Genomic DNA, 12,818 nt, shown 5'->3' on the forward strand with positions numbered 1-12,818 from the left:
AGTGGGTCCTCGTGCAGCAATGGTCATCTCCGAGTGCCACCCCGTCGCAGCTGCGGCCGTGCGTGGCGACCTTCGGCAACTTCGACGGAGTGCACCGCGGTCACCGCGCGATCCTCGATGAGCTGATCCGCCAGGGTCGCGAGCGGGACCTGCCGACCGTCGTCGTCACCTTCGACCCCCACCCGGTCGAGGTGATGCATCCCGAGCGGGCGCCCGAGCTCATCGCCCCGGGCAGCCTGCGCGACGACTTCCTGCGGGAGGCGGGCATCGACGGGGTGCTCGTCCTGCCCTTCACCATGGAGTTCGCCCAGACCTCCGCCGTCGACTACATCGTCGAGACCTTCGTCACCGGTCTCGGTGCCGCCGCCCTCGTCGTCGGGGCGGACACCAAGGGCTTCGGCGCCGGCTACACCGGAGACGTCTCGCTCATCCGCGAGCTGGGGGAGGCGCACGGCTTCGACGTCGTCGTCATCGAGGACCAGGGTGACGACCAGCGCTGGTCCTCCTCCGCCGTGCGCGCCCACCTGGCCGCCGGTGAGGTCGAGGCCGCCGCCGAGATCCTCGACCGTCCGCACCGGGTGGTCGGGACGGTCGTCCACGGCCACCACCGTGGCCGGGACCTCGGCTACCCGACCGCCAACCTGGGCACCGACACGATCGGCCTGGTCCCGGGCCACGGGGTGTACGCCGGCTGGCTCACCCGTCTGGACCTGCCCGAGGACAGCCGGGACCGGCGTCTTCCCACGGCCATCTCCGTGGGCACCAACCCGACCTTCGACGGGCAGGTGCGCGTCGTCGAGGCCTACGTCCTCGACCGCACGGATCTCGACCTCTACGGCGAGCTGGTGGCCGTCGACTTCGTCGGCCACGTCCGGCCGACCCTGCGCTTCGACTCGATCGACGAGCTGCTCGAGGCCATGGCCCGGGACGTCGACCACACCCGCGCCCTCCTCCACCTCTGAGCCGGATGTGCCCGGGCAGATGCGTGCGGACGCGAACGTGCCGAGGCGGATTCGGGTGGGGCTTCGCGGCTGGGACCTCGCGACCCTGCTGCGCTCCGACCTCGTCCTCGTCGCGGCAGCGCTGACCGCGTCGGGCCTGGGCGCCCTGCTCGTGTACTCCGCGACCCGCGCCGAGGCCGGGTCGGCCTACCTCGTGCGGCACCTGCTCAACCTCGCCATCGGGCTGCTCATCGCACTGGTCGCGGTCCGGCTGGACCGCTCGCTGCTGCGGGCCCTGGCGCCGGTGGTCTACCTCGCCGGCATCGTCGGACTCGTCCTCGTGCTCACCCCCCTCGGTGTGGAGGTCAACGGTTCACGATCGTGGATCCGGGTGCCGGGCGGCTTCTCGATCCAACCCAGCGAGCTGGCGAAGGTCGCGCTCTGCGTCGCCCTGCCGATGTTGCTCGCCCCGGCCGCCGAGCGGCGGCACCGGCCCCGCCCCCGCGAGATCCTCCTCGCCGGGCTGATCACGGGGCTGCCGGTCCTGCTGGTCCTGGCGCAGCCGGATCTCGGGTCGGCACTGGTGCTCGTGGCGCTCGGGCTCGGCGTACTCGTCATCTCGGGGGCCGGCTGGCCCTGGCTGATCGGGGTGCTCCTCGCTGGTGTCACCGCCGTGGTCGCGGCCTTCACCACCCCGGTGCTCAGCCCGTACCAGCGCGACCGGCTGACCGCCTTCCTCGACCCGGGCACGGATCCCCAGGGGATCGGCTACCAGACCCAGCAGGTGCGGGCGGCGATCTCGGGCGGTGGGTGGGGTGGCCAGGGGCTGTTCTCGGGCGAGCTGACGAGCACGGGCGCGATCCCGTTCCAGGAGACCGACTTCGTCTTCTCGGTGGCGGGGGAGGAGCTCGGCTTCGTCGGTGCGGCCTTCGTCATCGGCCTCCTGGGTCTTGTCGTGGCCCGGATCGCGCTCGCGGGCACCCGCAGCGTCGACCCCTTCGTCCAGCTCGTCTGCTGGGGTGTCGCGGCGTGGTTCGCCGTGCAGTCGGTGGAGAACATCGGGATGAACCTCGGCCTGCTTCCGGTGACGGGGCTGCCGCTGCCCTTCCTCTCCTACGGGGGGTCCTCGATGTTCGCCTGCTGGGCGGCCATCGGCATCGTCGTCGCGGTCTCGACCGAGCGCCGTGCGAACCGGAGGACGAACGCGCACAACGGATCTGGCGCGCGGGCACGTCCGGCGAGGCGAGTGGGTCACCAAAGGGTGAACTTGCGGACAGGTGGGTGACAACCGACGTACTCGTGGGTCATGATTCGCTCACAGACTGCCCACGAAGGAGTGGCCCACCGTGCCTGACACCATGCCCCGCACCCCCGCCGACGAGGCCTACGACGCCAGTGTGTTCGAGGACCGCGCCCCGAGTGTGGGTCACCTGCTGCGGCAGCGCATCGCCGACACCCCCGACAGCACCGCCTACTCCTTCCCGGCGGGCATCGCCTGGGACGAGCTGACCTGGGCGCAGCTCGGGGACCGGGTCTGGGCGCTCGCCGCCGGTCTCGTCGACCTCGGCGTCCAGCCCGAGGACCGGGTCTCCCTGGCCTCGAGCACCCGGATCGAGTGGGTGCTGGGTGACTACGCGATCATGGCCGCCGGCGCGGCCACGACGACGATCTACCCGACGTCGATCAGTGACGACGTCGCCTTCATCGTCGACAACTCCGGCTCCAAGGTCGTCATCGCCGAGGACGCGGAGCAGGTCGACAAGCTCCGTGAGGTCCGTGACGCCATCCCGGACGTGACCCACGTCGTGGTCATCGATCCCGAGGGGGTCGACCTCGATGACTGGACGCTCACCTTCGCCGACCTCGAGGAGCGCGGCTCGGCGCTGCTCGCCTCGGACCCGGGGGTCGTCGACGCGCGGATCGACGCCACCGGACCGACGTCGCTCGCGACGATCATCTACACCTCCGGCACGACCGGCCGGCCGAAGGGCGTGCGTCTGCGGCACGCGACGTGGACCTACCAGGGCGCGGCGATCCGGGCGACCGGCATGCTCACGGCCGAGGACGTGCACTACCTGTGGTTGCCCCTGTCCCACGTCTTCGCCAAGGTCCTGCTGCTGATCAGCACCGACGTCGGCATGCAGACCGCCGTCGACGGACGCATCGACAAGATCGTCGACAACCTGGCCGAGGTCCGACCGACCTTCATGGCGGCCGCACCACGGATCTTCGAGAAGGTCTACGGCAAGATCTCGCTGGACATGGAGGCCGAAGGGGGCGCGAAGGCCACGATCTTCACCTTCGCCTCCCAGGCCGCACGCGACTACTCACAGGCGCTGTCCGAGGACCGCACGCCGGGGGTGGTCCTGCGTCTGAAGCACGCCATCGCCGACAAGCTCGTCTTCGCCAAGGTCCGGGAGCGCTTCGGCGGCAGGATCCGCTTCTTCATCTCCGGCTCCGCAGCGCTCAACACGGACATCGCGCACTGGTTCACCGGGGCTGGTCTGCAGATCCTCGAGGGGTATGGCCTCACCGAGACCTCGGCCGCGGCCACGGTCAACCGGCCGTACGCCCTTCGCGTCGGGTCGGTCGGCTGGCCCACCCCCCAGACGGAGATCAGGATCGCGGACGACGGGGAGGTCCTCATCCGCGGCGAGCACGTCATGGAGGGCTACCACGACAACCCCGAGGCCACCGCCGAGGTGCTCACGGACGACGGCTGGTTCCACTCGGGCGACATCGGCGAGATCGACGAGCGCGGCTTCGTCAAGATCACCGACCGCAAGAAGGACCTGTTCAAGACGAGCAACGGCAAGTACGTGGCGCCCTCGCTCATCGAGTCGACCTTCAAGGGCCTGTGCCCCTATGTGGGCCAGCTGCTCGTCCACGGTGAGTCCCGCCAGTTCGTCACCGCGCTGGTCACCCTGGACGAGGAGGCCATCCAGCCCTGGGCGGAGGCGAACGGTCTCGCGGGTGCGAGCTACACCGAGATCGTCTCCTCGCTGCAGGCCCGCGAGATGGTCCAGTCCTACATCGACGAGCTCAACGCCGGCCTCAACCGGCACGAGCAGGTCAAGAAGTTCCACATCCTGGGCCGCGACCTGTCCGTCGAGGACGGCGAGCTCACCCCGAGCCTGAAGATGCGTCGCAAGGTCGTCGCGGACAAGTTCAAGGGCGACATCGAGGAGATGTACCCGAGCTGATCCGTCACCTACCCTTGGCCCATGACCGGTGAGACGATCTACCCTGCCCTCGAGCCCCTTCTGGAGAAGGTCAGCAAGCCCATCCAGTACGTCGGCGGCGAGCTGAACTCCACGGTCAAGGACTGGCAGGTCGGCGGTCACGGCCCCGGCGGCGAGGAGCTGACCGTGCGGTGGGCGCTGATGTATCCCGACGCCTACGAGGTCGGCGTGCCCAACCAGGGCGTGATGATCCTCTACGAGGTGCTCAACGAGCGTCCGGACGCGCTCGCTGAGCGCAGCTACGCCGTCTGGCCCGACCTGGAGGCCCTCCTGCGGGAGCACGACCTGCCGCAGTTCACCGTCGACGGGCACCGCCCGGTGGGCGACTTCGACGTCTTCGGCCTGAGCTTCTCCACCGAGCTGGGCTACACCAACATGCTCACCGCGCTCGACCTCGCGGGCATCCCGTTGCACAGCAGCGAACGCACCGACGAGCACCCGCTGGTCATCATGGGTGGCCACGCCTCCTTCAACCCCGAGCCGGTCGCCGACTTCGTCGACGCCGCGATCATCGGGGACGGCGAGGAGGCCGTGCTCACCGCGACCGACATCATCGGCGAGTGGAAGGCGCAGGACCGTCCCGGCGGCCGCGTCGAGGTGCTGCGTCGCCTCGCCGCGACCGGGGGCGTCTACGTGCCGGCGTTCTACGACGTCGACTACCTGCCCGATGGGCGCATCCAGCGCGTGGTCCCGGTCGAGTCCGGTGTGCCGTGGCGCGTGGACAAGCACACGGTGATGGACCTGGACGAGTGGCCCTACCCGAAGCAACCGCTCGTTCCCCTCGCGGAGTCCGTCCACGAGCGGATGAGCGTGGAGATCTTCCGCGGCTGTACCCGCGGCTGCCGTTTCTGCCAGGCGGGCATGATCACCCGACCGGTGCGCGAGCGCTCGATCACCGGTATCGGCGAGATGGTCGAGCAGGGCCTGCAGGCCACCGGCTTCGAGGAGGTGGGCCTGCTCTCGCTCTCCAGCGCCGACCACTCCGAGATCGGCGACGTGGCCAAGGGTCTCGCCGACCGCTACGAGGGCACCAACACCGGCCTGTCGCTGCCGAGCACGCGCGTGGACGCCTTCAACATCGACCTGGCCAACGAGCTGACCCGCAACGGTCGCCGGTCCGGGTTGACGTTCGCTCCCGAGGGGGGCTCCGAGCGCATCCGCAAGGTGATCAACAAGATGGTCACCGAGGAGGACCTCATCCGCACCGTCTCCGCCGCCTACGGTGCGGGCTGGCGCCAGGTGAAGCTGTACTTCATGTGCGGCCTGCCGACGGAGACCGACGACGACGTCCTGCAGATCGCCGAGGTCGCCAAGCGCGTCATCGAGACCGGCCGCGAGGTCGCCGGCCACAACGACATCCGGTGCACCGTCTCCATCGGTGGCTTCGTGCCCAAGCCGCACACCCCCTTCCAGTGGTCGCCGCAGCTGGGCGCCGAGCAGACCGACGAGCGCCTGCACAAGCTGCGGGACGCCATCCGGGCCGACAAGCGGTACGGCCGCTCCATCGGCTTCCGCTACCACGACGGCCGGCCGGGCATCGTCGAGGGACTGCTCTCGCGCGGTGACCGCCGCGTCGGTCGCGTCATCGAGCAGGTCTGGCGCGACGGTGGTCGTTTCGACGGCTGGAGCGAGTACTTCTCCTACGACCGCTGGATGGCCGCGGCGGAGAAGGGCTTCGAGGGAACCGGCGTCGACGTCGACTGGTTCACCACCCGTGAGCGCGAGGAGGCCGAGGTCCTGCCCTGGGACCACATCGATTCCGGCCTGGACAAGGAGTGGCTCTGGCAGGACTGGCTGGACGCCCTCGACGAGACCGAGGTCGAGGACTGCCGCTGGACGCCGTGCTTCGACTGCGGTGTCTGCCCCCAGATGGGGACGGACATCGAGGTCGGCCCGACGGGCAAGACCCTGCTGCCGCTGACCGTCCTCGGCTCCGGCAAGGAGTCGATGGTCCGCTCCTGACGGACGGGTCCGTACACGGGGCACGACGAAGGGGGACAATCGGTCCATGAGTGCGATGACCGTCAGGCACACCGAGCTCGACGAGGCCCTGCGCCGCTCCGGGGTGGCGGATGTGCGCAGCGACCCGTTGACGGTGGGGATGTACTCCAGCGACGCGTCGCTGTACCGGATCCCGCCGCGCACCGTCGTCTTCCCCCGGGAGACCGGCGAGATCGAGGCGACACTCGCGGTCGCCCGTGAGCTCGGCATCCCGCTGACCGCGCGCGGTGGTGGCACCTCCATCGCGGGCAACGCGATCGGCCCGGGCATCGTCATCGACACCTCGCGGTACATGGGTCGCGTCCTCGAGGTCGACCCGGACTCGCGCACCGCGCTCGTCGAGGCCGGCGCGGTCCACGCGACCCTGCAGGCGCAGGCCCGACGCGTCGGACTGCGCTTCGGCCCCGACCCCAGCAGCCACTCGCGCTGCACCGTCGGCGGCATGATCGGCAACAACGCCTGCGGCAACCGCGCACTCGGGTACGGCCGCACGAGCGACAACATCGTCGGCATGGACCTGCTCACCGCGGCGGGCACGCGCCTGGCCGCGACCACCGGAGTGGCGGGGGGACCCCCTTCGCTCACCGGTGACGACGCCCTGGTGGCCCGGCTGACCGACCTACGAGACGCCCACCTGGCGACGATCCGCACCGAGTTCGGCACCTTCGGGCGGCAGGTCTCCGGCTACGCCCTGGAGCACCTCGCGCCCGAGCGGGGGCTCGACATCGGACGCATGCTCGTCGGGTCCGAGGGAACCCTGGCCGTGGCGACCCACGCCCGGGTGCGTCTCGTGGAGGACCCGCCGGAGACGGCGCTGGCCGTGCTCGGCTTCCCCGACATCTACGCCGCGGGCGACGTCGCCCACCTGCTCAAGGGCCTGGGCGCGGTCGCGGCCGAGGGCATCGACTCCCGCATCGTCGACGTCGTCCGCGTGCGGCGTGGCCCCCGCGCCGTCCCGGACCTGCCGGCGGGTGCCGCGTGGATGCTCGTCGAGGTCCCGGGCGGGGACCGGGCCGAGGCCGTCGCCGCCGCCGAACGCATCTGTCGCGAGATCGAGCCGTTCGACGCCCGCATCGTCACCGACCCGACGCAGGCACGCGCGCTGTGGAAGATCCGCGAGGACGGCGCCGGCCTGTCCGCGCGCTCGCAGCGCGACCGTCCCGCCCACGCGGGCTGGGAGGACGCGGCCGTGCCACCGGACCGGCTCGGTGACTACCTGCGCGCCTTCGACGACCTCCTCGACGAGCACGACGTCCAGGGCCTGCCGTACGGGCACTTCGGCGACGGCTGCCTGCACATCCGCCTCGACATCGAGTTGGACACCCCCGGCGCGCAGGAGCGGTACCGCTCGCTCGTCGAGGAGGCCGCCGACCTCGTCGCCGCCCACGGCGGATCGCTCTCGGGGGAGCACGGCGACGGGCGGGCTCGCTCGGCGCTGCTGCCGCGGATGTACGGCCCCGAGGCGATCGCGCTCTTCGGCGCGGTCAAGCACGCCTTCGACCCGACCAACCTGCTGGGTCCCGGCGTCCTCGTCGATCCGGCGCCCGTCGATGCCGACCTGCGCATCCCGGCCGCCCGCAAGGCCGCCGTGCCGCTGGCCTTCGGCTACCCGGAGGACGGGGGCGACTTCAGCCAGGCCGTCCACCGCTGCACCGGCGTCGGCAAGTGCCGTGCAGCCGGTACGTCCACGACGGTCATGTGTCCCAGCTACCAGGCGACGGGCGAGGAGAAGGACTCCACCCGCGGCCGTGCCCGGATCCTGCAGGAGATGCTCAACGGCTCCACGGACACCGGGGGCTGGCGCTCGCCCGAGGTCCACGACGCCCTCGACCTGTGCCTGTCCTGCAAGGGCTGCGCCAGCGACTGCCCGACCGGTGTCGACATGGCGACGTACAAAGCCGAGGCGCTGCACCAGACGTGGCAGGGACGCATCCGCCCCCGGAGCCACTACTCGCTCGGCCGGTTGCCGCAGCTGGCGCGGATCGCCTCGCGCGCACCACGCCTGGTCAACGCGATGACCTCGCTGCCGGGCCTGAAGAAGCTCACCCTCCCCGCCGCCGGCGTGGACCCGCGCCGCAACCTGCCCACCTTCGCGCCGGAGACCTTCCGCACCTGGGTGGAGCGCGAAGGGATGATCGCCTCGGCCGCGCAGATGGCCGGCGCCGACCACCCCGTCGCGATCTTCGTCGACTCCTTCACCGACCACTTCTCACCGCACGTCGGACGCACGACGGTGGCGCTGCTGCGGGAGGCCGGGTTCACCCCCTTCGTCCCGGCGGAGTCGTTGTGCTGCGGCCTGACCCTGATCTCCACCGGCCAGCTCGACGCAGCGAAGTCGACCCTGGCGACCGCCGTCCGCGTGCTCACCCCGGCGGTCGACGCGGGCATCCCGGTGCTGGGCATGGAGCCCAGCTGTACCGCGGCCCTGCGCCACGACCTGCCGCGGCTGGTCGACTCCGCCGCGGCGCGCACGGTCTCGACCGCCGTGCGCACGGTCGCCGAGCTGCTCGGCACGGCCATCGACGAGGGTCGGTGGAGCGCGCCCGACCTGACCGGGACCGAGGTCGTCGCCCAGCCGCACTGCCACCAGCACGCGGTGATGAGCTGGAGCGCCGACGAGGCCCTGCTCGCGCGGACCGGCGCCGCGGTCACCCGACTGGGTGGCTGCTGTGGTCTGGCCGGGAACTGGGGGGTGGAGATCGGGCACTACGACGTCTCGGTCCGGGTCGCGGAGCAGCAGCTGCTCCCGGCGATCCGGGAGGCGGCGGCGGACACCGTCGTCCTCGCGGACGGTTTCTCCTGCCAGACCCAGATCGCCGACCTGTCCGACCGCGAGGGCGTGCACCTGGTCGAGCTGCTCGCGCGCGACGCCTAGGCTTGACCCCCATGGCCAAGCAACGCACCCCCGACGGGCCACCCCCGCCACCTGCTGTCCAGAAGTTGCGCATCCAGTACGCCCGCCGCGGACGGCTTCGCCACTCCTCGACCCGTGACTTCGGGCGGGCGCTCGAGCGCGCGCTGCGCCGCTCCGGGGTGCCGATGGCCTACTCCGCCGGGTTCCACCCGCACCCGAAGATCTCCTACGCCAACGGGGCCGCCACGGGGGCGGCGAGCGAGGCGGAGTACTTCGAGATCTCGGTGACCGAGCAGGTCGACCCCGACGCCGTGGCCACGGCCCTGGACGAGGCACTGCCCGACGGGCTGGACATCGTCAGGGTCGTCGAGGCCCGCCCGGGGGCGCTCGCGGACCTGCTGCAGGCGAGCCGCTGGAAACTGCGCTTCCCCGGCGTGGAGGTGGCCGACCTGGAGGTGGCCGTCGCCGGATTCCTCGCCGCGGACAGGATCGAGGTGGAGCGGATGTTCAAGCGCGGGATGAAGTCCTACGACGCGCGCGGGCCCGTGGAGTGGGCGCGTACCGGCGTCGATGACGACGGCTGTGCGATACTGGCCATGGTCGTGCGGCACACCACACCTGCCGTTCGCCCCGACGACGTCCTCAGCGCGATCACCGCTGCCACCTCGTTCGCGCCGCCGCGGTCACCGATCGCGACCCGGTTGGCGCAGGGGATCTGGAGCAGCGAGACCGAGAGCGTGGCCGATCCACTGGCCGCCGACTGAGCCGCCGCCGGCCCCGTGGGGGTGCCGCGCACGACGCGAGCCACCTCGAGGCAACACGGATTTGCTTCCGCGGGCCACCAGAGCCCGCGAACGCCGCGCCAGCGGTCTGGTCGCACCCCTGAGGTGCCGGTGTGGGGCACGGCCGCCGGCGCTGGAGGTGCCGCATGGCTCCCGAGCACGAGAACCCGGTCGAGGAATCGACCGAGACCACGGCCCAGGTCGGCACGAGCGACCAGCCCGACACCACCACCACCACCGAGGACGAGCAGCCCCGGGAGCAGGCGCCCGCCGCTCCGGCTCCGGGCTTCGGGCTCCTCTTCCAGCCGCCCGCCCCCGTCCCCGCTCCGAAGCGGCGCCGGCGCGACCCCGAGCCCGACGACGAGGACGAGCAGGACTCCCGCGACGACAACGACCCGCAGCAGGGTGACGACTCGGACAACGACTCGGACAATGACTCGGACAACCAGGACGAGGGGGGTCGCAACCGGCGTCGTCGCCGAGGCGGACGCGGTCGCAACCGGTCGTCCGACTCCTCCGACGAGTCGGACTCGGCCAGCGACGGCAACGGCTCCACCGGGTCGGGCTCATCGGGCAAGGACTCCTCGAACAAGGCCTCCTCGGGCAAGGACTCCTCGAACAAGGAGTCCGCGGACGACTCCTCGGACGACGGGGACAGCGGCTCCCACACGTCCTCCGGCGGGCGCAACCGCGGACGCGGGCGGGGTCGTGGCCGTGGCGGTGATTCATCGGGGCAGGACGACAACTCGTCCGACAACTCCGACGACTCGTCCGACGACTCGAGCAACGACAACGACGACTCCGGCGAGGACGGTCAGTCCTCGGGCGGCTCCCGTCGCCGCCGTCGCCGCCGCCGTGGCGGTGGGGGCAACGGCAATGGTGGGGGCAACTCGGGTCAGGACGACCCGCCCGGCACCGTGACCAAGGTGCGCGAGACACGCAACGAGCCGCAGGCCATCAAGGGCAGCACCCGTCTGGAGGCGAAGAAGCAGCGTCGCCGCGAGGGCCGCGAGGCCGGCCGGCGCCGTACGGTCATGACCGAGGCCGAGTTCCTCGCCCGCCGCGAGAGCGTCGAGCGGGTCATGGTCGTGCGTCAGCAGGGGGACCGGACCCAGATCGGTGTCCTCGAGGACGGCGTGCTCGTCGAGCACTACGTCTCCCGGGAGACGACCTCGACGATGGTCGGCAACGTCTACCTCGGCCGCGTGCAGAACGTCCTGCCGAGCATGGAGGCCGCCTTCATCGACATCGGCAAGGGCCGCAACGCCGTGCTCTACGCCGGCGAGGTCAACTGGGAGGCACAGGGCGTCGGCAACGGCCAGCCCCGCCGTATCGAGAGTGCGCTCTCCTCCGGTGACTCGGTCCTCGTCCAGGTGACGAAGGACCCGATCGGCCACAAGGGTGCACGGTTGACCTCGCAGGTGTCCTTGCCCGGCCGCTACCTGGTGTACGTGCCCGAGGGCAACATGACCGGCATCTCGCGCAAGCTGCCCGACACGGAGCGCTCCCGCCTGAAGTCGATCCTCAAGCAGGTCGTCCCGAACAGCTCCGGGGTCATCGTGCGCACGGCCGCAGAGGGCGCCTCCGAGCAGGAGCTGACCTCCGACGTCGAGCGGCTGACGAAGGCGTGGGGCCGGATCAGCGAGAAGTCCGAGGCCAAGATGGGCAAGAAGACCTCGGCGGGCGGCGCGCCGACGCTGCTGCACGCCGAGCCGGACATGACCGTGCGAGTCATCCGCGACATCTTCAACGAGGACTTCGCGAAGATGGTCGTCTCCGGTGACGGCGCCTGGGGCGAGATCAAGGGCTACATCGACGACGTCGCCCCCGACCTGGCCGACCGCCTCGAGAGGTGGACCGGCGACAAGGACGTCTTCGCCGAGCACCGGATCGACGAGGGGATCTCCAAGGCGATGGACCGCAAGGTCTGGCTGCCCTCGGGTGGCTCCCTGGTCATCGACCGCACCGAGGCGATGACCGTCGTCGACGTCAACACCGGCAAGTTCACCGGCTCCGGGGGAAACCTCGAGGAGACGGTGACGAAGAACAACATCGAGGCCGCCGAGGAGATCGTGCGGCAGCTGCGGCTGCGCGACATCGGGGGCATCATCGTCGTCGACTTCATCGACATGGTGCTCGAGGCCAACCGCGACCTCGTCGTCCGACGTCTGCTGGAGTGCCTCGGCCGTGACCGGACCAAGCACCAGGTCGCCGAGGTCACCTCGCTCGGCCTGGTCCAGATGACCCGCAAGCGGGTCGGCTCCGGCCTCATCGACGTCTTCTCCGAGACCTGTGAGGCCTGCAACGGACGTGGCCTCATCGTCCACAACGAGCCGGTGGCACACGACCACGGCGGCAACGGTGGCGGTTCCAACGGTGGGGGCGGCAAGTCCCGCCGCGGCCGCGGCAAGGGCGGCGGAGGCAACAACGACTCCCAGCCGAAGTCCGCACCCGAGGAGGAGAAGGACGCCAACGGGCGCACCGCGGCCCAGATCGCGGCGGCTGCCCACGCGGCGGCCGTGAAGAGCATCGCCGAGCCCGGTCCCAGCGAGGACGTGGCCACCGGTGACCCCGAGGTGAAGGCCCCGACGCCGGAGCAGTCGAAGGAGCCGGAAGTCGCCCGGCCGGCGGCGGACGACACCACCCCGGAGCCGACGAAGGAGCCGCAGCCGGAGCCGACGAAGGAGCCGGAGCCGGCGAAGAAGCCGGCCCGTCGACGCGCCGGTCGCCGTGCGGCGTCCAGCGCGGGGGCCCCGGTGGCCCTCGAGCCCGTCGACCTGACCGCGGCCGCGCCCAGCACGAGCGCACCGCTGACCTCGATCGCGGGCGAGAGCGGGGCCGCCCCGACGACCCCGGTGGCCGACCCTCCGGCCGAGCCGGCCACGCCGCCACGTCGCAAGCGCAAGCGAGTCACCAGCGAGGCGGGGCCACCCCAGGCCTGATCCCCCTTCGCCCCGGGTGCCCGGCCGGACTTTCTCCGGGTTCGCAGGGGTTTCAT

General features: G+C 71.2%; 7 protein-coding genes. All 7 read left to right on the forward strand.

The window, feature by feature from the left end; all coding sequences use genetic code 11:
* Positions 1-11 precede the first annotated feature (11 nt).
* Entirely contained in the window at positions 12-962 is a 951-nt protein-coding gene (locus tag V1351_RS05425) for a bifunctional riboflavin kinase/FAD synthetase (protein ID WP_338751472.1), read from the forward strand.
* 37 nt (positions 963-999) lie between these two features.
* A complete protein-coding gene (locus tag V1351_RS05430; protein ID WP_338751474.1) occupies positions 1,000-2,226 on the forward strand; it encodes an FtsW/RodA/SpoVE family cell cycle protein in 1,227 nt (408 codons plus the stop codon).
* 61 nt (positions 2,227-2,287) lie between these two features.
* On the forward strand, positions 2,288-4,144 hold the full coding sequence (locus tag V1351_RS05435; RefSeq protein WP_338751476.1) for an AMP-dependent synthetase/ligase: 1,857 nt from the start codon (positions 2,288-2,290) through the stop codon (positions 4,142-4,144).
* 21 nt (positions 4,145-4,165) lie between these two features.
* Positions 4,166-6,145, forward strand: a complete 1,980-nt coding sequence (locus V1351_RS05440) for a TIGR03960 family B12-binding radical SAM protein (RefSeq protein ID WP_338751477.1) — start codon at positions 4,166-4,168, stop codon at positions 6,143-6,145.
* A 46-nt stretch (positions 6,146-6,191) separates the two neighbouring features.
* Positions 6,192-9,059 (forward strand): FAD-binding and (Fe-S)-binding domain-containing protein, encoded by a 2,868-nt coding sequence (locus V1351_RS05445; protein WP_338751479.1) that lies wholly within the window; start codon positions 6,192-6,194, stop codon positions 9,057-9,059.
* A gap of 11 nt (positions 9,060-9,070) precedes the next feature.
* Complete coding sequence (locus V1351_RS05450) at positions 9,071-9,802, forward strand: TIGR03936 family radical SAM-associated protein (protein WP_338751481.1); 732 nt, start codon at positions 9,071-9,073, stop codon at positions 9,800-9,802.
* A gap of 164 nt (positions 9,803-9,966) precedes the next feature.
* Positions 9,967-12,762, forward strand: a complete 2,796-nt coding sequence (locus tag V1351_RS05455) for an Rne/Rng family ribonuclease (protein ID WP_338751483.1) — start codon at positions 9,967-9,969, stop codon at positions 12,760-12,762.
* Positions 12,763-12,818: the final 56 nt, after the last annotated feature.

This window comes from Janibacter sp. A1S7, assembly GCF_037198315.1.
In the GTDB taxonomy this organism is placed as follows: domain Bacteria; phylum Actinomycetota; class Actinomycetes; order Actinomycetales; family Dermatophilaceae; genus Janibacter; species Janibacter alittae.